General features: G+C 65.1%; 10 protein-coding genes and 1 pseudogene. 3 read left to right on the forward strand and 8 right to left on the reverse strand.

Annotation, left to right across the window (positions count from 1 at the left end; genetic code table 11):
• Both U9983_RS16570 and U9983_RS16575 read right to left on the reverse strand, forming a co-directional pair.
• Positions 1-1475 (reverse strand): tubulin-like doman-containing protein (locus tag U9983_RS16570; protein ID WP_322754898.1); only part of this gene is annotated, 1475 nt, incomplete at its 3' end.
• 82 nt (positions 1476-1557) lie between these two features.
• Positions 1558-4374 (reverse strand): vWA domain-containing protein, encoded by a 2817-nt coding sequence (locus U9983_RS16575; protein WP_322754899.1) that lies wholly within the window; start codon positions 4372-4374, stop codon positions 1558-1560.
• 513 nt (positions 4375-4887) lie between these two features.
• Here U9983_RS16575 and U9983_RS16580 point away from each other — a divergent pair.
• Together U9983_RS16580 and U9983_RS16585 are read left to right on the forward strand one after the other, a co-directional pair.
• Positions 4888-7128, forward strand: coding sequence for a vWA domain-containing protein (locus U9983_RS16580; protein WP_322754900.1), 2241 nt, complete (start codon positions 4888-4890; stop codon positions 7126-7128).
• A complete protein-coding gene (locus U9983_RS16585) occupies positions 7128-9821 on the forward strand; it encodes a KGGVGR-motif variant AAA ATPase (protein ID WP_322754901.1) in 2694 nt (897 codons plus the stop codon). Before U9983_RS16580 ends, U9983_RS16585 begins: the two co-directional genes overlap by 1 nt.
• A 48-nt stretch (positions 9822-9869) precedes the next feature.
• On the opposite strand, the gene U9983_RS16590 is transcribed toward U9983_RS16585, so the two are convergent.
• The 5 genes from U9983_RS16590 to U9983_RS16610 all read right to left on the reverse strand — a co-directional run bounded on the left by U9983_RS16590 (position 9870) and on the right by U9983_RS16610 (position 21471).
• Positions 9870-11153, reverse strand: coding sequence for a hypothetical protein (locus U9983_RS16590; protein ID WP_322754902.1), 1284 nt, complete (start codon positions 11151-11153; stop codon positions 9870-9872).
• Positions 11150-16366, reverse strand: coding sequence for a hypothetical protein (locus U9983_RS16595; protein WP_322754903.1), 5217 nt, complete (start codon positions 16364-16366; stop codon positions 11150-11152). The genes U9983_RS16590 and U9983_RS16595 overlap by 4 nt, the downstream gene beginning before the upstream one ends.
• A 53-nt stretch (positions 16367-16419) precedes the next feature.
• Positions 16420-18543, reverse strand: coding sequence for a CHAT domain-containing protein (locus tag U9983_RS16600; protein ID WP_322754904.1), 2124 nt, complete (start codon positions 18541-18543; stop codon positions 16420-16422).
• A 4-nt stretch (positions 18544-18547) separates the two neighbouring features.
• Positions 18548-19363, reverse strand: coding sequence for a hypothetical protein (locus tag U9983_RS16605; RefSeq protein ID WP_322754905.1), 816 nt, complete (start codon positions 19361-19363; stop codon positions 18548-18550).
• 353 nt (positions 19364-19716) lie between these two features.
• Positions 19717-21471 (reverse strand): hypothetical protein, encoded by a 1755-nt coding sequence (locus U9983_RS16610; RefSeq protein ID WP_416211418.1) that lies wholly within the window; start codon positions 21469-21471, stop codon positions 19717-19719.
• Between the two features lie 284 nt (positions 21472-21755).
• On the opposite strand from U9983_RS16610, the pseudogene mptB reads away from it, so the two are divergent.
• Positions 21756-23102, forward strand: a pseudogene (mptB, locus tag U9983_RS16615) (polyprenol phosphomannose-dependent alpha 1,6 mannosyltransferase MptB); the annotation flags it as partial.
• 319 nt (positions 23103-23421) lie between these two features.
• Here mptB and U9983_RS27940 read toward each other — a convergent pair.
• Complete coding sequence (locus U9983_RS27940) at positions 23422-25038, reverse strand: hypothetical protein (RefSeq protein ID WP_416211419.1); 1617 nt, start codon at positions 25036-25038, stop codon at positions 23422-23424.
• Positions 25039-25523 lie beyond the last annotated feature (485 nt).

Raw genomic sequence — 25523 nt, forward strand, 5'->3', positions numbered from 1 at the left:
ATGTCAACTGCCTTTGTCGGGTCGAATGCGGCGACCATGTCGGGCACGTCGGCCCGCAGCCGATCCTCGAGCGCGGCGACGCTGTCCTCCATCGTGCGGGCCCGGCTGTGGAGCGCCCCGGTGATCTCCAGCGCCCCGTGCGCGGCCGAAACCTCGGTGAACGGCAGCGGTCGGCTGGACAGCAGCGGCTCGAGGTTGGCCGCCGCCATGAACTCCCCGATCGCCGGCTCGTTGTCCTCGCCGCTGCCGGGCACGATCTCGCCGAGCACGTCAACCGCGCGCGCCAGCAGCCGGGAGGCGACGATGTCGGCCAGATCGTCCACGGGTACGTCCATCGACGCCACCAGACTGGTCGACACGCCCCGCAGGCCGATGCCGGAAGGCGCAGGGACCTCCCGCTCCACGCCCCGGTTGATGAAGTCGTCCGCGAACGACTGGTAGAGCCGGTCACCCGCGCCGGCACCGGCGGCGTCGACCTTGCCCGTCCCAACCAGCGACAGCATCAGCGACACGATCGAGCGGTGCAGGTCGTCGCGGCGGACACCGTAGCTTCCGCTGAACAGGAAGGCGGTCTGGATGGTAGCGGGCGCCAGCGCGGTCGCCTTCTCCTGACCCGGGTAGAGGACCCCGAGCGTTCCGGTGGTTCCGGTGGCGGTGAGTTCCGTGCCGGCGGTGGAACCGTTCTGGTCGTCCACCAGGCGGAACAGGTCCAGCAGGGCGCGGCCGGCGTTGAGCCGGGCGCGGCGCCCACCGCCCATCCCCTCCTCGAACGCCGACGGCATGAGCACGAGCGGATAGATCTGCGCCCGGTAGTCCGTCCGCTGGAACGCCTCACCGATCAGATACAGATAGTCGTAGAAGATGCCGGCGCCGGTGCCACCGGCAACCGAGAACGCGACGAAGACGTCACAGGTCTGCCCGAACCGCCCGCCGAGCCGGGACAACTCGTCACCGGAGTTACCGATCATCCCGATCGCCCGCGCGATCGGCTGCTGAGCCGGTTCCAACCCGTTGCGGAACGTCTCGAACAGGGCGGCCCGCCCAACCGTGGGCAGCTGCCCGGCCCCGCGGACCAGCGGCGCCACCCGTGGCTCCCCGGCGGGCGGCGGCACCCATCCCCGGATGAATTTTCGGGCGTTGGTACGCAGGCTCAGCGCAACCTGTGGATAGGTGTCGAACCGGGGTACGAGTTCATGGGTGATGTGCTGGGTGTGCGCGACCGCGGCTTCATGCTCCTCGCCCGGGACGACCCGGCCGCGCAACTTGGTGAGCTCGCTCTCGTTCAGGTCGGCATACACGAACTGGACGCAGGCCGGCAGCTGGTAGGGCAGATAACCCTGGCCGGGGACCCGGCCGATCAGGTCCCGGCCGTCCGGTCCGCACAGCTCGGTGCGGAGCCGGCGTTCCAGCTCGGCCCCGATGAGGCATCCGGTGCCCCCCAGACCGACGAACATCATCGGCTGGTAAATGTTCATGCGGACTCGCTCGCTTCCCTGTCAGATCGCCCACGACCGCGGGGCCGGGAGTCGGCCGTGACCGCGCCGGCCGGTTCGGCCCTCATGACCGCTCGAAATCGTCGTCGTGGTAATCCCGGTCGCGCGGCCTACGACCGCCGTCGCGACCGGGCTGGGTTATCTCGTCATGCAGGTCCGCGCCTTCCCGATCATCCGGAGCACCGGGGTCATAACCGCCGTACCGGCCACGCCCGCCAGACCCGCCGTAGCCACCGGACTCGCCACGGTCGTCCGCCCGAGCCTGGCCGACGGCGCGGTCGGACTCCCCGCGACCGGGTCGCTGCCCGGTGTCCCGCTGCCCGGTGTCCGTGGCGCCAGCCGAGGACGATCCGCGGCCGGGCCGGCTCCCCCCGCTCCGCCACGAGCCGGACTGCGAGCCGCCGGGGGCGGACTGGTCGTAACCCCCGTCACCCCGACCGCCCGTTTCCTGGCGGAACGAGCCCGGCTGCCGCCCGAAACCGGTACCCGCGCCGGCCCGCTCCCGCCAGCCGCCCGCTGCCTGTCCGCTCACATTCCCGTCGGATGCCGCACCGGCACCAGCGTGAGCACGGCCCGCGCCACCCGCACCGGGCCGGAAGCGGTTACGTTCATTCCAGGAGCCGCGCCCGCCGCCCGCGGCCCCGGCTGCGCCCGCCGCGCCCGGCGTCCCTGCCGCTCCCGCCGTGCGGGCATCGAGGAAACCGAGCGCCAGTCCGTCACCGACTGGTGTGGGCGTGCCACGCAACAGCGTGGTCGTCGCACCACCGGGCGTCCTGACGATGAGCTCGCCGCTGTCCCCGCGGCGCGCCTCATAGGCACTTTCCCGACCGTCGGCCAGATCGAGACGCGGCGATCTGCTCCGGGGGTCCCGAATCGCGAAGGAGAACCGGGTGGACGGTGTCGGTGGCGCGCGGAGTTTGTAAAGCTCCATGCCGCTCCGGTACAGGACCATCGTGAGATCACGGACACCACGACGGATGAGGAAAGCCCGGCGCCGACCACGCAACCAGGCCACCGCGGCCAGCACCGCTACCAGCACAAGAAGCCACAACCACCACAGGCGCTGGAGCAGCGGCGACGGGTAGGCGACGTCGACGGTGAAAAAACCCGTCGCGACGACGGTCGCGGGGTCGACCACGTCATACACGTCGAGTTCGCCGCTGGCCGGCCCGAGCTTGGTGCCGGCGCGGAACTGGATCGTCAGTGCCTCTTGCGAGCGTCCGGAACCATCGGTCTGGATCCTCGCCGGACTGAGCTCGGCAAGCGTGCCCGGATCCAGATCGATCAGACGCAGCCCGAGAGTACGGGGCCTGCCGTCCGCCGTGTTGACGACGACCTTCCCACCCAGGGTGTCGCCCGGCGCGACCCGTCCGCCGTCAACGCTGATGTCAGCGGTGACCGGCGGCGGCCCCTTGGTGATCCGGGTGGTGAACGGCCGCTCGTCGCCGACGACACCGATCCCGTCGATGCGCCCGACGAACGTGAGATCCCCGGTGGCGCTGGTCGCAACGGTGACCTGACCGGCGAACTCGCCGTCGTTCGCCCGCCGGTCGGGGCCCTTGCCATCGTCGGCGACCGGGACGCTCTGGAGCGGCATTCCGTCACCGGAGACCTCTGCGCGGACCGTGAGCTTGCGCAGTTCGGCCGGGTCGGTGACCGCGTCGGCGCGGGTCTGTAGCCGCACCCGCACGTCGACGATCTGGCCGGGTTGCGGGGCGGGTGGGGTCACCGCGATCGAGGAGCGGATGCGGCCCTGCCAGATCGCCGAGGCCGCAACCGTCGACGTGGGCACGCCCGCGGGTGCGGTCAACCGCACCTTCCAGGTACCCGGGCGTGGGTCGCGGATATGCAGCGACTCGGCCGCCGCGTTCTCGGTTGTCGCCTGGAACACCGAACCGTCGAAGTTCTGGCTCTGGCGTGGTACCTCCACGCCGCGCGGGTCGAAGTAGGTGACCCTGACCTTGTCACTGCCCTTCAACACCACGATGGACCCGTCGGTGCTGATGGGCGGGATGTCGACGGCCAGGTCAACGGACGCTCCGCCGGTGAGGGTGCCCTGGTCGAAAGCGGAGACGCCGGCGCACCGGGCCGACGCGAACGCCCGCAGCAATGCCTTGCCCACATCGCTGGATGACGTGTAGATGTTCGTCCGCGGCTTGGCGTCGACGGAACGGTTACAGGTCCCCTGAAAACCGCCGGTGGCGTAGCCGTCGAGCGAGGCCATGTCGACGTTGCCGAAGCCGATCGGCCAGATCTGCACCTTGCCGTCACGGGCTTCATTGATCTTCTCGACCAGCTGTCGCTGTCCTTCAGCGTTACGCGTGGTGACGTCCGGACCGTACTGTGGACTCCCTGAGACGTCGAGCCGTCCATCCGTCAACAAGAAGATCATTTTAGGGCGGTTGAGGTCATCAGGCGCAGTCAGGATGTCGAGGGCCTGGGCAAGCGCGGCTACGTGATCGGTGTTGTTACCTTCCTCGGCGGTTCGCCGGTGCAACGTGCCGATACACCGGAGCAACTCCTGCTGATCACCCAACTGGTTGACGGTCGTCAGGGGGCATACCGGGTTGACCGCGCTCTGGCCCACTCTGCCCTCGGAGCTACCGAAGCCCAGGACCGCGACCTGGGACTGCTGGGAGACGTCCGTGACGGCGATGACCGAGGCGGCGTTGCGTTCGTTGACGACGTCCTGGTCGGAGAGACTTCCGGACTCGTCAACAAGAACAACGACCCGCACTGGCTGGGTGGCCAGGTCATTGCCTGCGGCATTCGAGGCGGCGCTGCTCGGCGACGCGCTGGGCAGCGCCTGGCCGCTGGCAGGGACGGCCGTCCCTGCCAGGACGATGCCAACGGCAACCGCGCCGCCCATCAGGCGCGCCACCAGAGCATACGGCGGCCAGACCTGGCGACCCCGTACGCCTGATTGCTTTACAGCCAATGGACGCTCCCCCCCGCGTGGTGGTCCATAGTGAATACCGATCGTACCGGAACGCACCCCAGTTTCCCGACCCGAGTGAATCTCGCACCTCCGCTTGGCCGGTTGTTTACCTGAAGCGACACTCGCACTGGCGACACCCATTAACCCCGTGGACTCCAGGGACGGCGGTCACCACGCAACCCACCGACAACGATCTACCGATTGCGGAGTAGGTTCTCGTCGGGTATTGCTCGACTGGGCCGCACCGGGGCGGGGCAGCCTGGGCGGGAAGCACAATGAACACACGATCGAGTTACCCTAGGTACAGCTATGAACACTCAAAGTTAATTCCGTCAAATGCCGAGATTCGAAGAGCTCCGGCGTAGACGGTGGCTATTGTCCGGTACGGTTTCCACCGCGGCGAGAGTTTGGTCTGGTGGAGTCCGGTGCCGACGGGGGTTAGGGATGGCCAGCCGAATGTCCACAGCACGCTTCGGGCGCGCACTGGCGGGGATGTGCATCACCGCCGCGGTCGTCTTCTGGACCGTACCTGTCAATGCGCAAACGCGCTCTCCGGACCCGGCCGCATCGGCGCCGAAAGCATCGCCACAACCGGTCCGCGTCCAGATCCTGGTCGACGAATCCGCGAACGTCACCGCAGTGCAGGTCGACATGCAGAAGCAGATCGCCGAAAAGATCGCTGCTGCTCCGCTGGCAGGCGACTACCAGGTGGAGGTGACCGGCTATGGCAGCGCGCCGCGCGAAGGCCGGTCCGCCTTCGACCGCACCTGTCCCTCCCGCAGGGCCGGGCCGGACGCGGCCCGCGCCGGGCCCGTACTCGCAGCCTGCATCACGGGCCTGCACAAGCGGACACCCGCCGAGGGGAACGACTCCGACATCGCCGGAGCGGTGCGTTTCTTCGGTGACGCTCTGGCGGCCAATGCACCCGACACGGCACGGCTGGTGCTGGTACTGCTCGCCGGCGGGCCGCCAAACGCGCGGAACCAGCTCGCGCCCACCGATCTGGCCGAGCTGAAGAACAAACAGATCGAGGTGTGGCCACTCGGCTTCGGCTCCGCGGACCCGGCCGGCCTGGACGCGATCGCCCACGGCGGTTTCCAAGGGTCGGGAACCTGCGAGCGGGATACGCCGTCCGCACACACGGCGGGCCCGGGGGAGGACCTCATCCCGGCGGCGACGACGGTTGCAACCGCTCTCACACCCCGGCCCCTGTGTCGGAGCGAAACGAAGGTACGAATTCCGCTGCCCGCAACCGACGCAACGATCCGCGTACGACACGAAGATCGACTCACGTTCAACTTCTGCGAACCTCATCCCGCGGGCGGCCCGCAGGACTGTTCCGACACGAGCTTCGTGCGGCCCGGCGAAAAGGCCTCGGACGGCCCCACCTTCGAGCGCACCGCCAGCGCGGCCGGGTACGACCGACTACGCATCACCCGCCCGATGCCCGGCGAGTGGACCATCGTCGCGACCGCGCCACCGGGTGGGCCACCTATCATGATCGACCCCCAGGTGGAGTGGGAAGGGACGCCGCGTACCGCGATGCTGGTACGCCCAACCCCACCACAACCTGGGCCGAACGGCGGCCCGCCCATGGTGAACGTGGAAGCACGCCTGTACACCCGGGCTGGTGCACTCGAGCTCCCGCAAGCGTTGGCGGGTGTGACCGCACGGCTCACCGTCGACTTCGGCGCCGGGAATACGACGTCGGTCGACGTACCGCCGCAGGGCCGAGCCGCCTCGGACTCCGGCGGCAGCGACATCGTTGTCTTCGCCGCGCCGCTGAAGGTTCATGACGGCACCGAGGAGTCACTCAAATTTACCGCGGAAATATCTGGGCCGGGCTTCAAAGCGCTCCCGTTCGAGTACCACACCTCGATCGACGACCGCCCTAGGCCGATCGTCACCATTCCGACCCTCAACGGGCCTCTCCCACGCGGCGGCTCGGTGTCCGCCTACCTGACTGTCACCGGCAGCTGGGGACCGATCAGCGAAATTACGGTCAAGACGTTGGGGGTCATCGGCGGTATCACCATTGATCCGCCCGCACTGCATCGCTATGCGGTGGAGGACGGCAAGCCCGTGCTCCTCACGATCCACGCCGCTGAGAACGCCCCGCTCGGCCCATCGGGCGGCATCATTCAGGTCTTCGACGCCGGCCTGCCCTCCCGATGGCTGGGCGACCAGTTCGTCGCCCTGACCGTCGTCCCCTTCCCCGCCGACAATCCCGTGAACCAGTGGCAGGTAAGGTTCTTCACCCTCCTCGGCATCCTCGGCCTCGTCATCATCATCGCCAGTGTCCTCAAACTCCAGGGCCATCTTACCCGGCACGCCGCGGTCGGCGGTCTCAAGATCAGCCTCTACCGTGACAACATCGCCTGTGATGTCCTGGAGCCGAGCGCTCCCGGAAAATTCACGATTTCTTTTGGAATCGACAACGCGGACGGCACCAGCCGTGGGGATCCGTCTTTCTCCACCGACAACGCCAAGGTGAGCGGCGCAGGTCAGCGCTTCACGGTACGACGCAACGGGCAGAACGGGATGATTCAATTGGACCGCAATTCTCCGTGGGAATCGGCCACGCACCCGGTCGGTGACAAGCTCGCCCATCTGCTGAACGACCGGGTCTACTTCATAATCGCGGACACCAAGCAAAACGCATCCACGACCGGCTCGATGTCCACCATGGAGCCCTGATGCCCGGCCAAATCGTCACTTTCTACTCCTTCAAGGGTGGCGTCGGCCGCTCCATGTGCGTCGCCCACGTCGCCTGGATACTCGCGTCGAACGGCAAGAAAGTTCTCGTGGTGGATTGGGATCTGGAGAGCCCCGGCCTCTACCGCTACTTCGAGCCCGTGCTACGGCAGACCGGCTACGGCGCCGACGAGATCAGCAACCGCCCGGGCCTGCTGGAGGCCATGACCTGCCTCGCCCCCTATATTTCGCGCGTGGCCGAGACGGGTAACTCGGCGAGCGATGTCGCGGGAAGAAAAATCGAATACGACAAAGCCGAAGGCAATGCGCGGGAAAACCTCGTGAAATCCTGTTTTCCCATGTCAACCGATGGCCTGTTCGACCTGGACGAGGATATGCTGTTCATTCTACCCGCCGGCATGGAGGATAGAACAGACGAAAACGGCAATTCCTATCATGCTCGACTAGCGAAGCTGGAATGGAGCAGCTTCTATACAAAAGGCGGTGGCGAATTCCTCAAAAGGACCTTTAAACAACTGCGCGACGAGTACGAGTACATACTCATCGACAGCCGGACCGGTTACAGCGGCACCGCCGAGGCATGCCTGCACGACTTTCCGGACACGGTCGTCTTCTGCTTTGCGATGAACAACCAGAACATCGAGGGTACCCGACGAAGAGCCCACGAGATCACGCGGTCGGGGAGGAGCATCAAAATCTTGCTCCTGCCTACTCGGGTCGACGGTTCTGACGGACTCAGGCTCGACGCCGCACAAGACCTCTGTCATCGCACCTTTAATGATCTTGTTCAATCGTCGACGCTGATTCCGACGGCGGAGCGGGACAGCTATCTGGAGGCTGTGGAAATTCCCTATGTCCCAGGCCTCGCTTTCAACGAGAAGCTGCCACGGCTCCCCGAGGCCAATCACGACGAATCCGACCCGGCGCCGCTGGTGACCGTGTCGTGTGAACGTCTCGCCGGCTATCTGGCGGGTGATGGGAATACTAAGCTGAGGATTAAGGACAAGAATCAGTGGATGCTGCTGTCCGGTCGGGAACCGTGGGACCCGATGACATTCTCCAACATTGTGGTCAGCTCCGCATACGGAGACTACAAATGGGCTGACTGGGTGACATGGCAACTCGAGGAGCGGGGCTTCCGTGTGAGCCGCCATCACGCGTCCAGGCCGGACGTCGACGACCTGGACAGAATCTGGACGGATCCAGATCAAAAGGTGTGTCTCGTCGCACTCATGTCACATGAATACCAACGGTCTGCCTCCGCGGAAGCCGCCTGGGAATTGTTCTACCGGCAGCAGGACAGATTGAATCGTACGGTCGCACTCCTACCGGTGACGGTCCGTAATAATACCGCAACAGGAATATTCATGCGCCGCCGTGTGACGACGAACCTTATGGCGCGCGATGAGGACGCCGCTCGGCGGGAGCTCTATGCTGCTCTAGGTGAGCCGGCTGGTGCCCGCGCCGCCAACATAGGTCGCCGCCGTTATCCCCCGATATTTCCCGGTGAAATGGCCTATATTCCTCGACGTATCGTACAATCCGTCCCCGAGTTGCCGGTGGACGATCTGGAGCATTCCTATAATGAGGGCCGCTATCTGCTTGGCACGGAAGAGCAGATTGGCACTGCGGTTCACAAACTGAGACAATCCGCGGATGTGGCGCAGAAAATCGGCCACACCTACGCCGAAGCGCGGGCCTGTCTCAGCATGGCGGTCGCGAATCTCAGACAGGACGACTGGGCCGGCGCGGCAACGAGCCTTCGACGGGCGAACGACAGCATAGCCCTTCTTGAGCTCGACGACGCCTTGGCGGAGCAGATCACCGACGCGATCGGCATGGCAATGGAGAAAATGGGTGATCCACCGTCGCCGGGCAAGCCGGGTGGGCCACTCGACTACAGGCGTCGCGCCTGGGGCGAGCTTGAGATCACTCGCTCCACCGCTGCGCGCCATGCCGAGAGGTACATCCGTCAGCACGCCACGGCCGCTCTGCGCCTACTCCGAGATGACCAAAAGGAGCGGGCCCGCGGTAATCTGGCGCTAGGACTTTTCTTTGCTTTTGAAAGAAATCCCCTCCGCGCCCGAGAGAACCTCTCCCTTGCACGCGACCATTCACGCGGGAGTGACCCGACCACCCACTTCGCGGCGTTGACGGCGCTCGCGGACATCGCACAGGACAGTGAAACCAGAGAACAGTACTATCAAGAAGCCGTGAGGGCGGCGGCCGACGACAGTCAGCGGATCATCGCGCATGTCAAATTCGGTGATTTCGCGAAAAAAAGACGCGATGATAATTACCGTACCCATTACGAGAATGCGATCGGTGTCGGCGAGGGAAGAATTCTGATCTCGACCTACCTGTTGCGGGCGCTGGACGAGACCCGGCCCGCCTGGCCGGCACTCGACAAGCTGCGACCATGGAGCGACGGGCCGACCGACCAGGCCACTGAAAGCGAAGCTTCTTGTATTGACCATGCGTTGAAAATCATCTCGATTTCACTGGAGCTTAAAGATGAAAAATCCGGCGAAGAACGAACCATGTTGATGGAACGGCTCAGCGAGAGGGATAATCCGCTTGGAATGATTCAAGCACGACTGGCAGAACTCCGGGCACCCAACGGTCCGACGGTCGAGAGATTTGTCGGCGAAGCTTTTGAATCAGTCCCGAGGTAGCGGCACCGTCCAGCCCGGAAAATTCACCCCATCTATTTCCGAATCAGCTCATCCGCGCTCTGATCGCTGTTCTGCCACGGCGTGGAAGAGCGCACGGCCGACAGCCTGCGCCTGCGCTTGCTCCGCAGCGTTTGCACCTGCCCTCACACCGTGCCGCACCAGGCTCCGGACCTTGCACAGCGCCTTGTCACCGGCGCCTTGTTCGTCAAACTTATCCGGATCGCGGTGGAAAGCCAACGCAGCCGCCGCGATCATCGCCCGCACGTCCTGCAAAAAGCTTGGTGTGATACCGCGCAGCAACAGTGTGCCCGCCTCGTAGATATTCTCGAAATCTTGGGATCCCAATCCAAGTAGAGCATCCAGCGTATACCCGTTCAGTGCTTCATAGGGATCCGCGAGAAGGGCATTCACCACCTTTTCCGCTTCGCATGAAATTGCTGCTTCCGGCCAGGGCTCGGGCCATTGGGACGCGACTTCCGCCGCCACGGCGGGGCCGCGGATCGATTCCACGGCCGCAAGGCACACCCGCGCTCGCAACGGTGCAGGTGGGTATTTTTCGGTGTCCACACCCGCTCCAGTGCTCATCAGCGCGTCGAAGAGCGTAACGGCATATGCCTCACCAGCCGCAATGCAGCCATACACGTCGGCGAACACCTCGCCCGACCAGTCCAACCACTCCGCACTCACGCCGGCGTCTGCGATACGCTGCCGTAAAGCGTCGTCGAGATCAAAACGATCTTCTATATGGTGGCCGACCTCGTGCGCGACGTAGAGGAGGTCTGGTACATAGTGGGTCGTGTACCATGGAATACCGATCATCGGGAATGGTATCTCCCGTTGCCATGTACGGCCTTCTTCCGAACTCATGCCGAACTGGAGAAATTCGCTCCCTCGGAGCTGAGCGAACGGCGTCCGTGAACGGTTGAGGAATACCAGTGGAGGCTCGATCGCGATGGTGGGATCACCTCGAACGCTACCGATCTCGACCGCTGGCCGGTAGCACGCCCAGGCAAACTCGTCAGCCGCCACCAGAAAATCTTTGCTCCATTCGACGAAGCGGAGCGTGAGTTTCGAGCGAAAGAAATCCCAGACATGATGCAGATCGAGAATAATATCTTGAAGATCACCGATGGAACACGTCGCTTCCCGCGTCCGCACGCCGGCTTCCTCAGCAAATGATTGAAGCATTATGACGATGCTCCGCACCTGACTGTGATTTTTCTCCAGAGGACCGTCTTTCTCGGCCTCACTCGCCCACAGGCGAAGTTCGTCCGACAGGCTCTCCACCTGATGGTTCCATTCGACCCGACGCCGTTCACCCAATCCGCTCATGCACGAATCAGCGCCGAGGTGGCGACGAACACGGCCGTGGCGCGCGCCGCCCAGCCATGGAGATCGCCCGATTCCGGCAAGGAGTCCGCCCACACAGGCTCACGCAGATCGCGGATGGCAGCCAGTACATCGACTTGTCTGCGCAGCCCTTCGGCTTGTCTGCGCAGCCCTTTGGCCAATGCACGGGTCACTTCTTTGCTGTGGCGCAATTCGAGCCCGGTGGCCACCACCACGGGTGTCGCAGCCTGTTGGAACAGCAGCGCCGCGAAAAGATTGCGGAGGAGTAGTTGAGAGTGGAAGTCCGCGGGCGAGCTGGGCTGCGGCGGGTCAAGCACCACGACCGGCGCGGTACCCGGTTCACATTCGGCAATCCAGCTCGCAACCGCCCGAGGTCGGACGTCAGTACCACGGATTCCGCCCGCCGGCCGTCGGTGTGGCCCGTCGGCGGAGAAATCGAGGCACGGCGAATCACCGATCATTGCCAGCGGTGCCCGCAGGTGCAGTATCGTGGGAGTCGGGAGGTCATCGGTCGGAATCAATCGCAACCCGGTATTCCCCAGAGCCGACTGTCTGATGGGCAAAACCCGGTAGTCACACTCCTCGTAAACCCGTACGATGTCGAACAGCGTCGACTCACCGGACGGTTTAACCTGGTATCCCGAACGCGTCGCCGGCCTGACGATTGCTACCAACGGAGCGCTGTCGTCGGCGTCCTTCCCCCGCAGCGATAGCTGCAATGACCTGTACAGTATGCGGCCCTGACCCGGTGAAACGGGAAGCATGGCCGCGGCACTGTCGATCTGCAGGTTTGCCAACCCGTTCACATCAGTGGCCCGCGCGGCTTCCAACCAGCGGATGTTCACCTTGTCGCCGGCGGTCGGCATGCAGCGGTACATGTTCAGCCAGCTGCGGCGGTCGCCATCCGCCGACGGCGGATCGGCAAGTTCCCACGGCAGCATCTGCACTCGAGGCTCATCCGATTCGAGCCGAAGTGTGTACCTGATCGCGTCGCAGTCTACAGTCTGTGACCCGATCCCGGTCAGTACCGCCGCGAGTCGGGGCGGAAGATAGCCTTCATCGGCCGCCATCAGACGCTGGAGCTCATCAATGTCGACGGTCACGCCGTCAGGTCGGGTAACCTTGTGCGATTTGTCATTCTGATCATCGTTAAAGACGATCTTAATATTTTGTTGTGGCGCGGGAAGACCCAGGCCGTCATAGATGCGGCGCGCTTTGTCCTTGCTGTCGTCCCGCTGATCAGCCGGCCCGATCTCGGCGTACGCGTAGTGTATCGACGCCGTCCAGCGTGACTCCGTCCGCACTTCACCAGCATTGTCGATTGCTTTCTGGAGATACGAAATCGCTCCGTCACCGTTATCTCCTTCGTGAGCTTCACCGCCAGCCTGTCGCTGCCTGGCCAGCAGTTTGAAGGCCCAGGCGCGCAGGAGCCACAATCTCTCGTCGCTGTCCGGCAGGCTTCCATCGACCAACGACTCAAGATGATCCCGCAATAGCGGATCAAGATTACGCTGACTGGGATCAGGGTTGACATCAGGATAGTGATCGCTGGCACGCAACCAGCGCCATCGCGCCAACAGCCAAGGCTCAGGCGGCGGGCTCCCCAGCGACCGCTGATCACGACAGACCCGTCGCGCCTCGCGGAACAACGGCGTTCGCAGAGTCGTGTTGGAGAGCTGAACACCGGCAGCGCTGCCCAGTTTCGCGACCTCCGAACGGAGCCCTTTAAGTTCGTCCGAATCCGCCCGCGGCGTATCGCAGAATTCAAGATCCGCCAAGGGAAGAAATCGAGCAGTCACCGGCCGGATCTTAGGGATCTCTGCGGTTAGCCTGATGGCAAAACGACCCGCCTCCGCACGTATGTCTTCTGTGTTACTGCTCTGATGGCAGAGCACCAACCCGGTCACCGCGACGCGGGCAGCGATCTGCGGTGGCGCGACGCGTTCGGTCATCGCCGTGAGGCAGTCCGTCAAGACGCCGATAAACCGCCGTATTTCCGCACCGGACGCTTTGATCGCCTGAGTCTGCACAGCGAGTAGCCAGATGCGGACAGCAACCTCGTCGAAATATCCGTTCGGCTCGACAGCCGGTGGTTTGGCCACATCGACGGGCAGTTCTTCGCTTGCCGTTGCGGTGTCCCCGACGTCCCGCATCAGGAACGTCCCATATGCCAATCGCCACGTGGGGTGCCCGCTCGTATATCCCAACCCGCGCCACAGTTCCCCAGCCTCGCGAAACTTCTTCCCCGCCTCGTCCAACATGAGCAATTCGCCGAGAAGCGAGGCGTGAAGCTGCAGGGTGAGGGCACGATGGTGGATGCCGTCCTCGACCGATGAGAAATCATCATCGGGGATCATCATGGCCTGGTCGAGACAGCTCAAGGCGGTACGCTCATCGCCGAGCAGCAGGGCAGCCTCAGCCTGTGCCCGAATCAGTGCAGCCCGTTCGGCAGGGGCAAGATCAGCCCTGCCAACCAATGGAGCCGGGTCGGTGAGCGCCCGCCGTGCAGTGTTGGCAGCTTCCTGCGGCTCAGCGCACCGCAACAGCAGGTGTATCCGCCGAAGCTTCAGCGTAACCGATGGGGATCCACCATCGGGGACGGCCCGCAGCGCAGCGTCGAAGTCGCCTCGCTGCTCATGGTGATCGGCGAGCGCGAGCGTGATCTCTTCCTCACGGCCGCTCCAGCCGGCAGCGGCGGTCAGCGCATTCCTGTAAGCCTCAATAGCCCGATCATCGCCTAGCGCCGCGCGGCAGTCACCGACTACCTGCCAAATATCGATCTTGTCACCAAGGTCCTCGGACGTATGGCCGGAGATGACGTCAAGCACAGGCTCCGCGATCTCCAGTGCCTCCCGGGCCGCCCCCTCGGCCAGCCGGACAGCCGCGCGGACCGCGGCCGCCAATACGGGTCGCGGCGACGGTTCCACACAGAGCTGGTCGTAACGGCTCAGGTGGCGTGCGGCTGCTGACCAGCGTGGGTCGGGGGCATTCGCCCGGTGGCGCCATGCCCGCCGGGCAGCAGCATTGGCGAGGAGCAGTTCCGCCTCACCTTCGACAAGCGACCCGACAGTCGGGTTCCCGTCCTCATTCTGATAATCTTCCCCCAGGATATCCTGGGCGAGTACCGTCAGGTCGTCGAATGCCCCGGCGCGTCGGCAACGCAGGAGTGCATCCCGCCATTCATCCAAAGCCTCTGGAGCAGCACACTGGAATTTGTGATAGACAACCTCCCGGTAGCAGGACACCCATTCAGCACCCCGCCCGGGCTCAAAAGCCTCGGATTTCTGGAAGAAATCCTTTGCAAAGGCACGATGTAGGTCCTTGAACACCTGCTCCTCGGCGACGAGTTCGCGCATCCACCGACGTGTACGGCTGTGGAAGACGACGGCTTCCGGGTCATCCAGGGAATGTTGCAGGAATGAGAGGATACCGGCATAGGAGAGCAGGTTCGCCCAGATCCGATCCAGTTCGTCGTCACCGAGGGCCTGAGATGTGTGCGGAAAGACATTCGGGGGGAGCGGGTCGTCCTCGTCGGACGAGCCAGCCATTATGTGTTCGAGATGGGGGCGCATCACCCTACGGACGGCATCAAACCGTAACCGTCGCGGCACGACCCCATATCGGAGCAACCACCGTACAGCCGGGTCGACGATGGTCAGCACTACTTTTTCAAGCAGGCGAGGCAGGGTCAGTTGGCCGTCCATTTCGAGCTCGGCGGCAGCGACCACCTCGTGCTGGTTGATCAGATCGGTATGAAGATCGATATAAAGATCGGCATAAAGCGCCAGTGCCAACGGTGAACCGCAAGCCTGACGAACGCCCGTCGCCACCAGGTCGCGATCCTCGATACCGCGTTTCTCCCGCAGGTAACGCCCAGCGGTCTCTTCGTCGAAGTTCGCCAGTTCGATCTTCTCAAGGTCTGCGAACCAGGCCGACACATCCAACCCGTCGACGGCAGGAGAGCCGGTTGTCTCCAGCCCCGCCGCGAGCAGTTCAGGGTGTCGGCCGGCAATGATCAAACGTAATGCCGAACACTTGCGGTGTACGTCTGCGAACAGTCTGAGGAAATCACGTGTCTTCTCCTCATCAAAGTTCAGCAGCGCTTCAACGGTGTCGACGACGACAATAACCGGTTGATTTCGGATAACCGTCGGATTTCGGGATGACAGCTCGAGCTTGGCGATAAATTCGTCCGTGACCTTACGGCCGATATCCGCGGCAGCCTGGTCTTCTGACAAGATCCGTGCCGCTGTCGCGAGTCGCTCCGACGGTTGCGTCGGCCGAAGCAGACCGGCGAACAGCTCATAGTGTTCGATGAGCCACTCAAAGTTCGCGGTATCCGTGTGCAGCTGCAACTGAGCGGCGATCGGTAGCAGGATCAGCCACGGATGTCTTCCGAGAATGACCGGGTCGAGCACGCCCAGGTCGACCCGTGCACAGGGAATGTCAGTGGGCGGGCTGTCGCCGTCGGCGTCTTCGCCGGGATGTTCCGGAACGCAGCGCCGGGCAATGAGCCACTGCAAACCCATGGATTTACCGCTGCCGTCGGCTCCGAACAGGTACCAGCCGTGAACACCGCCGTCGTTTGACAGCAGACGCTCCACCTGCTCACGCCAGCCGTTAGGCGGCAGAAAATGGGCCGACCGCCGATGTTCCACGGACCAGTACTGCTGCCGACGCAAGTAGGCCGCCCGGCCGTCGTAGTAATCGCGAAGCCCAGTACGATCGACGCGAAAGTCGTCGCCCAGTACGCCGAGAGCATCCCGGAAACGCGCGAAGTCGCGTGCCCGGTCCGCGGCGGAAAACTCGGCGGTGAACAGTGTCCTAGCCTCCGCCGGATCGGCGATCATCATGTGGCGGAGGTACTCAAGCCGATTATTCCGCTTCTTCTGGTAATGAGCCAGTTTATCGGACAGATTCTGTAACTCAGTCGATTTGTCCCGCCCGGGCTCCGCTCGCCACCAACTCTCCAGGTAACGTTCACGTTCCTCGGCTTCCAGCCGGAAATGGTTTTTCCTGCCTGGCGCCTTCTCAACGAGTCCATGCCACTCAAGCACGTCAAGACCGGGGCTGTCGTCCAGGCCCGCCTCAGGCCGCAGGATTTCCTTCAGTGTTTTTTGATCGAAAATGTGTGCAACTGCGCAGAACTGGAGCAGGAGGGGCCATCTCGAGGGCAGCGGCTGCTGTCGGGTCAACCCGGCCCCACCGGGATCCAGGCGGCCAACCTCAGCGTACGGCGGGACCATGATTATGACCAGGCCCGCAGTTGGGAATCCGCCGCTGCCCACTTTCGGATGCGGCCGAACCCGTGAAACGACCTATCGAAATTTTCTGGCAGCATGTTGAGGTAGGTATCGAGTTCATCTGGCCTGACGAAGGGCTGACCAAGACGTTCGAGATACTCGCGGAACAGCCGCTTAAACTGATCGCCGGGAGGTTTGAGGGGCCCTATTATCGCCCGCAGGCGCTCCTCAACCGGGGGCAGCTGCGCGCGCGAATCCGTGATATCCCACATGAGAACGAGCCTCAGTCGCCCCTCTCCGAGTAGTATCGGTAATAAAAAATTACGATAGAAAATCTCGAATTCAACACCGTCCATACCGTCATCACAATTTTCCTCGGAATCGAGAGATTTACGATTCCACACCTTGATGTGATCAAGAAATATCACCCGTGCGATGTCGCCGTCCCACCTTCGCGACACCTTGACGAGTTCCTTGAAGAACTCTTTTACGATACGCATGGCGTGCTTGTTGTCAACTTCTGCGGGGTACGGCGGGAGATGATTGCCGCTGAATTTACACTTCGGAATATGATCCGGGTTTTCCGGGTCCGTCATCGCTTCGAAAATTAGAGTAACTATATCCAGCGCCTTTTCAACCGAGACTTCGACCGGCACTCCGCGGTCATCCCGTGTTTGTCTTCCATCGGCGTCCAGCCGGCGCACCTGGTTATTGCAGTCGACATAGGTGACCCGGAGCCCGCGCAATCTCATGATCAACAATACCCACAGGGCGAGGGATGTCTTGCCAGACTTTTTATCTCCACTGATGACCGCGAAATTCCTCGGCTTCATAGCGGCATAGGGAGGGTCGATCGCCCACCATGCATCTCTACGTTCCGTGTCGCGGTCGACGAGGAGGGACTTCCCATCCATATCCGAGCCGAGAAACAACTGCAGGCGTTCGACCGCCTCGCTGTCGGCGGGGTCGACGTCCACATGTAAAAGATCTCCCCATGGACGGGCACTCAACAGCCGGGGCACGGCCCACACAGGACTGTCGACGCGTAACTTGTACCGGGCGACCGCCATCGCCTGGTCGATCGCGGGAGGATCGCTCTTGCCGAGGGCGTCATAGAAGCTGCGGGAAAATTCGACTGCATGGCTGGACTCGATCTCAGCCCGCATCGCGACCACGGCACCCGCCCCGGAGTAAAGAAACGCCTGCGCAAGATCCTTCATATCGTTGGTCGGGTCATTGCCCTCGGTGCCGCAGACGTTGAGGACGACGAGCCTCGGTTTCCACCTACTGAGAGTGCGGCGACGGACATCGTCCGCACATAGCTGCCAGTCCAACCCGGTTCTCGGCCTGAAGCTGAGCATCGAAGTGCCGTCCCGCCGAGGAATCCGATGTCCAATAAAATGCAGGACATGTGGATGCAATACGTCGATAGTGTCGGCCAGTTTCCTTTTTGACGGTCCGTACAGCACCTCAGTATGCACGCTCACCGACCGGGCGGCAAGACCCGTTGTGATGCTCGCGACTTCCTGATCCGCCAACAGTCCAGGCGTGTCCGGCTCACAGACGACGACCAGGACACGCAAGGGGCCTTTCTCCCTCTCGAATTTCCACTCACCGCGCTGCCGGTGCCACAGCGACCAGGGCATGTTGGGGTCCCGGAAGAAAAACCCGGAGAGACTCGCGTCCGCGGGCCCACAGCCGTACAACAGTTCCCAGGGCAGCGCACGCAGGTCGTCCGGATCGTCGTTCGGAGTGGGTAGAGCCAACAGCACTCGGCAGGGATGATCCGTTTGAAGCGCAAGCCACTGCCCGTGAAACTCCTGCCGGTTGATCAGGGCAAACAGGCCCTCGCCCACCCCCTGGAGGCTGTCGTCTCCAGCGTTGCTCAGCGGCGTATTCCTAGCTATCTGGTCCCGAACGGCCTGCACCTCCGCTGCCGAAAACGATCCCCCGCCCGCTAGCAATAGCCCGGGAGAGCCACTCTGGCCGACTTCACATGGCTCGTCGTAACGGTACAGATTGACGACGTAGCTTCCCGTATTCCCCGGGTCTGACTGAACGTCGAATACCACGGTCGGACCGGAGGGCACGCAGAGAGCCGGCGGCATGTGCGGCTGGTAGGTCGTCATGGCGTCAGGCGACGGATGGAGCCCCGGCACCGACATCCCCCGACCCAGGCTGCGCCTCGCCCGGGGGAACCACGTCGATGACGTGTTCGGGATGCTCACCCACGTAGCTGATCAGCGCGGGTGGAACGTCCGTCGGGAAGGCGCCGCGGCCGCCCTGACTCATCCCGAAGTCTTCGACCACTCTACGGAGGAAGGTCTTCTTCAACCGCATCACCTGGAACATCGGCGTGCAGGCCTCGACCGTCCAGGAGTCGTTGCGGGCGGTGGACCGGTCGAGGTCGAACTTCATGGCGAGATCGACGACCGTGAACGGCCCCAGCCCGACGCCCGCTCGGGCGTTGAGCCGCACTGAGCCACCGGACTCGCTCGCGCCGGAGAGGAGAATCCCGCCGGACGCCGTCATCACGGACGTGACCACGACCTTGTCGAGGTCCCAGCCGCCGGCCCACCACCGCCGCAGCAAGGTTGTGGCGACCTCCGTTGCGTCCGCGACGTCGGCCTGGGTCACCCCGTCGTAGGCCACCAGCATGGCGTCGCCCCGCCGGAACCGGATCTCCGCCTGCATGCGGGCATCCGCGACACCCGCTGCCGGCGCAAACGTGATGGCAACGCTTCCGTTCGAGTCATGCTCAAAACTCGGAATCGATGTTCCGGCGCGGACGGATAGTCCTGCGGTCATATCGCCGGCCCGCACTAACCTTCCCGACGTCGCCACAAAGATGTCGCCGACCGCGACGACCCTGGTCAGGGGCCAGTTCACCCACCAGTTCGGCCAGCGCTGCGCCATGATGTTCCGGTAGCTTCCCACAACGTCTGGCATGTTCCCCCCGGATGCCCGTTGATCGCGTAGAATGGCCGCCCGATGCGATCGTCTGACATCGTACCGAATCCGGATAATCAGTTGTCTGGCGGTAGTCGGTCTGAAACTGGACAACAACCGGTCCGAAGAAAGCAGGCGCCGGACCCGTGCGCGTGCCGAGCGTGCTGATGCGTCGGTCGGTGCCGGGTCGGTGCCGGGTCGGTACAGCAAGAACGATGGACGCAGGCGTCAACTGGCCGTGCGGCGAGCGAAGATCTGTAGATGTTTGTCGTCGGGTACGCCTGGCGGCTGAAAAAGCGTACGCAACGACAAACATCCGCCGATCTTGCCAACGAACGGCGGAGTACGGCCACCTACCGGGTTATGGCTGTTACTCGGTGGACGTGGGGGTCGGTGGGGCAGTCCAGGGCGCTGGCCCCGGTCAGGCCGCTGACGGTCAGCCGGGCGGACAGGCGCACCGGGCCGGGCGTGTCGGTGCGGATGCCCGTCCAGCCGTCCGCCGTCTCGAACACGCACGCCTCATACCCGTCGTCATACCCGTCGTCCAGCTGCCAGTACGGCGTGAAGTGCACCAGGACGGTCGCGAGCCCCGGGGCGGAGAAGTTCACCGCCAGTGAGCTGACCCCGAGCTCAGTCAGGGTCGCCGGCCCCCGCACCAGCCCCGGCGCGTCGGTGACCAGCCAGACCTTCCAGTGCGGGTCCGACCACGCGAGCTCCAGGTAGGGCTGGCCGGCCGCCAGCAGCTTCGCCTCCCCGAGCGCGGAGGAGTCCAGCTCCACGTCCGGCAGCGCCACGAAACGGACGCCGCGTTCGAGCAGCCACCGGTGGTAGGTGTCGGGGGCGAGCGTGCCGTCGTAGAACAGCGAGTTGTACGTCATGTCGAGCTGCCGTTCCCAACCGCGGGCGAGCGGGACGTGCGGCGCCACCAGCGACGCCTCCCAGTGCGCACGGGTGAACGGGACCTCCACCCGGCCTGCGGCCACCGGGCCGTGGTCGAGGTAGTCGAGCAGACCGGTGTAGTAACCGGGCTGGCCCGATGCGTCCCCGTAGGTGGCCAGCGCGCCGTGTACGGGGCCGATCTGCCAGCCGACCAGCGGTATCGCGACAACGAGCAGCACCCGTGGACGGCGGGCCAACAGCATCGCCGCGACCGGGCCCGCCAGCAGGGTCGCCGGCCGGGCGATGTTCCCGCCGATCTGCGTCGGGACGAAGAAGAAGACAGCGGCGGCACCCGCCCACAGCCCCAGTCCCCGGCGGATCGCCACCTCCTTCTTCGGGACGACGACCAGCCCGGCTGCGATCAGCACGAGCAGGGACAGGAGCGTCAACGCCGGGAACGGCTGCACACCGTGTTCGGGAAACAGCAACGCAACGATGATGCCGCTCGCCGCGCCAACCAGCGGCAGCACTCGACGCCGATCGAGCGTGCCGAGCAGGGCCAGGCCGATCAGCAGCACGAACCCGCCGGCGAGCGGCGAGGCCAGCGACGAGCCGATCGCACCGACCCAGGCCGCCTTCATCCGCCGCTCGCGCACGCCGAGCAGCGCGAGCGCGCCGAACGCCATCCCGAGGGCGAACGGCATCCGCCCGACGACAAGATTCGCCACCGTCGCGACCGCGAACCAGACCAGCGCCAGGTCGTTGCCGTTGCCGTTGCCGTTGTCGTGGGTCCGGCCGCTGCCACGCAGCAGCCGGGTCACGATCATCGTGGACGCGACGCAGGCGAGACAGCCCAGGGCCTGCACTCCGAACAGCGCCCCGAGCGGCGGGAAAAGCACGCTGTAGCCGGGTACGGTGTGCCCGCCGTACCACTGGTCGTCCCACAGGATCGCGCCGCCGTGCTTGAACAGCCACACTCGGTATTCCTGCGCGGGGGTGTCCGGGCCGGTGAGCCCAAGGAGCAACGACAGTCCGCACAGGACGGCAGTGATCATCCACGGTCGGCGCCGGCACGCCGCGGCACCGGCGAGCGCACCGGCGACGATGGCCCGAACCGCTGTGGATGAGGAGCGCTGGTCGCCACATCTGCCGAGGAAGGCCGCCACGTGCCGCAACGGGGGACAGAAGGCTGGGAAGGAGTGCACCGCCGGTGACTCGTACTCAACCATCGGTATCCGGCCTGTCACGTTTCGTCCTACCACGGTTTCACGTGGCACAGTTTCACAACGGTCATCACGATGCCGGTCGGGATGCCGGTCGGGATGCGTGTCACGCGATCGGCGCGCGCGCCGCCGGTGTTCGCGCCGCCGGTGTTCGCGCCGCAAGGTGCCGAGTGGACCCAACCGACACCTCCCAGTGTCCAACCTCCGGAAACCCGCGGACCGGAACTACCCGGCCAGCGCCGATCCGGACCGCCTGCGGCGGCATCGCTGGACGGCAACGAAGATCCATGATGTCATTCCGTAACCGTGTGGTCCTGTTTGATACACCCGCTGTCTGGCCGACGCTGGTAGGCGCCATCGCGGCGGTTACCGCCGTTCTCGCCGAAGCCCGGCTCGGACCACGCAACCCGGACACGCTCAATCCCTCGTCCTGGTGGGGGATCCTCCCATCCGGTCCACCGCCTGGCGCAACCCGAGGCTGGCTGGCCGCGATCGCCGCCATCGCCGTGATCACGCTGTGTCTGTGTTGGTGCGCCCTGATCCGCGCGACGCTCCGCGAAACCCTCACGCCATCCCGGGTGGCCGTCACCTCGCTCGCATGGACGCTGCCGTTCGCACTTGGCCCACCGCTGTTCAGCCGGGACGTCTACGCCTATGCCGGCCAGGGCGAGCTCGCCCGCCACGGGCTCGATCCGGCGACACACGGCATTTCAGCGCTGCGCACGCTCGGCCCCCACCTGGGCGCCTTCGTGGCCGCGGTTGATCCACGCTGGCGCGAAACCCATGCCCCCTACGGCGGAACGGCCGTGTTCGTCGAGAAGACGGCCGCGGCGGTCGGTAACGCTCTGTTCGGCGCTGGTCCGATCGGTGCCGTGCTCCTGCTACGCCTCGTCGCCGTGACCTCGGTGGTGGCGCTGGTGCTGCTCACGTTGCGCCTTCTGCCCCAGCGGCCGGGCAGCCAGCGGCCGGGCAGCCAGCGGACCGCGCTGGTGCTCGCGCTGCTCGCCTGCAATCCGGTCACCGTGATCCACCTGGTCGGCGGCGCGCACCTGGACGCGCTGGCCGGTGCGCTGTGCATCGCGGCACTCGTCGTCGACCGGCACCGGCACCGGCACCGGCACCGCCTTGATCCCCGTTGGCGGCCCGATCGCCGGACACCTGGACTTCCGATCAGTTCGTATGCCGCCCGGGCCGGCGCGGTCGCCCTCGCCTGCCTGGCAGGCACGATCAAGGCGACCGCCTTCCTCGCTCTCGCCGTACTGCTCGTCGTCCACCTTCGCGAACAGCTCGTGAGCGGCACCGGCACAGCCATCAGGACCGGGGCAACTCCAGGTGCCCAGGCTGCCACGCCCCGGGGCGGCACGGCTGGCGCCATCATCACCGCCGCGACGGGCGTGCTCGTTGACCTCACGGTGGCCACGGCCACGATCACGGCCAGCATGATCGCAGTCGGCTTCGGTCCGACCTGGATCACAGCGCTGTCCACCGCGGGCAGGCTGCGGACCGACATCGCTCCGGCCGCGCTCCTCGCCCATCCGATCTCGCTGTCACTGCGGCTACTCGGCGTCAGCGGCCATGCCGAGACCGTCCTCGCCGACGCCCGAATCTCGTCGCTTACCGTGGCCGCAGCCGTCATCGCAGCGCTGTTCGGCCGGGCCTGGCGCAACCCGACGCCGCCTGAAGCCGGCACGGCTACGTGGACCGCAACGGCTACGTGGACCGCGATGCCTGGTGGAACTGCAACGGCTGGTGGGACTGCAACGGCTGGTGGGACCGCGACGGCGGACGGGCCGGCCGGACGCGTCCCCGACGACGTCGCGATCATTGGTGTCGGCGGAATGGCGGTGGCCCTGAGCGGCCCCGTGGTCTACCCCTGGTATCTCGCGCTGGCCATCCCATCGCTCTCGGTAATGATCGGTACGAGTGGTTCACCTGCACTACGCCGACTGACGATCATCACTTCGGTGACGCTGTGTGTGACGTCGTTGGCGTCGTTGGCCCCGACCTGGACGCTTCTGAGGCAGACGCATCCGCCCGCAGATGTGACCCTGGCCGCTGTTGCGGCCCTGACCGTTGCCGTCGCCATGATCTCCAGGGTTGCCACGGCACGGACCGCGACGACGGCCAAGCGGCACGGACAGCCTCCCAGCAGACAATGAGGAGCAGACCGTTACGGACGACCAGGAGCAGGCTCGCGACGACTCGGCCCTGGATGACGTCCTCATAACGGATCGGATAGACCACGAGCGAGAGCAGGCAGGTCACCAACAGGCCAATGGTGACCTGCCGACGCCGGTCAACCACACAGCGAGCCGCTGCGGCAACAGTCTGGCCGGACGAGTGCGGACGGCACGCGGCAACCGCCAGTACCCAGACCAGGTACTGCGGGCTGAGCACCCGACTTGTCACGAGCACGACCAGCAGTAGCGCCAGCATGCGGTCCGCCGGGTGGATCGCCGCGCGCGATTCCGCCGCGGCTCGGGAGCCCTCGAGGCTTCGGGACCAACGCGGCAGCCACCAGCGCGCGGCAGCGGCCAGCACGACCACAACCTCTACAAACGAGCAGATCGTTGCCACCAGCTGCGCCAGCTTGGATCCAAACTGCAACGCCCCCCAGGCATATGACGGTCCAGCATGTAACCCGACCATGTGCGCAAGGACGAACGGGGTCGCCGAAACTGCCTCGACCTGCAGGCCCCGGTCCTTCTGCGCGCCCAGGAAGCCGAAGGCGTCCCGCCACCAGCCGGCGGCGAACAGCACCACTGCGACCAACGCGACCGCCCCCACCAACCCGGCCGCCATGCGCACCAGGGCGGCCTGGGCCGTGCTGACAGCCGGACGCCCCGAACGTCCGCCCGAGCACCCGCGCAGCCGTCCGTGCAGAGGCCCACGCAGCCGCCCGGCCCAACGGATGCCCGAACCGGGCCCGCCCAACGCGAGCAGCAACAACACCGGCCACACCTTCACAGCGGTCCCGAGACCGACCGCCAGACCGACTCGCCCCCAACGTCCGCCACTGTGCTGGTTCGGCCCGCTCGCAGCCGGCCCGCTCGCCGCCGGCCCGCTCGCCGCCGGCCCGCTCGCCGTCAGTCCGGGCGCAGCTGGCCCGCCGAGCCCCGCGACGGCGACCACGGCGAGCACCGCCGGCACCATGTCGAACCGTGCCACCGACACCGGTCCAAGGGCACAGATCCCGACCAGCCAGAACCGGGCCGCGGACACCGAACGGCGGGCAAGTATGGCGGTGATCGCGGCGTCCGCCGCGAGAATCAGCAGGAAGAACCCGACGTCGTAGGGAAATCCGGTCGCGGCCTCCAGCACGGATGGGACGACCAACACGATGGCGGCAGCCGGGGGATACTGCCAACGGTCGTCGCCGACAGGCAGGCCCCGACCGTGGAGCAGGCCACCGCCCCACTGGTCGTAGAGCCGGACGTCGCCCAGCACACCATGCTGGGCACCCAGGACCTTCGCGGTGATGGCCAACACAACCAGCGCTACTCGGGTGACCAGCCAAAACGCCCAGATCCGCCGGCCTGTCCACGGCTCGAGCCACTGGCGAACGCGGTCCACCCAGCGTCGGCGGCAGTCCACAGACCCGCTCCCCACACGCCGACCAGACCGTCGCCGTGCCGCCCTTGTGGGGCGGATGTCAACCGTCCGCACGATCAGGACGGTAGCGGGCCTCCCCCGTGCAACGGCTTCGGCGTGGCACGGGGACCCCTGGCCGGTGGTTGACCACGGCCCACGGCCCGGACGGCCCTCCGGGTGCTTCATCGGCCCCGGTAGGCTTTCGGCCATCCGGGCAAGGGAGACTTCGGTCAACCCTGCCGCGACACATCGTTCAGCACCCGAGTACTCTGCGTGATATAGCGGTGCATGTGTGCGACCGCCTCCCGGATCGTCCCAGCGATCAGGCTAACAACTGGTGGTGACCATCCGGGCCATGATCTACCCTTGCGTCCTGACACCCGGTCACCGACGAGCGTGCAGAGGCAGCCTCGCGACCCGCGACACCGTCAGCGCGGCGCACACCCGCCCGGCGCACGCCCGTGCGC

The organism is Protofrankia sp. Cas3 (assembly GCF_963555955.1).
In the GTDB taxonomy this organism is placed as follows: domain Bacteria; phylum Actinomycetota; class Actinomycetes; order Frankiales; family Frankiaceae; genus Protofrankia.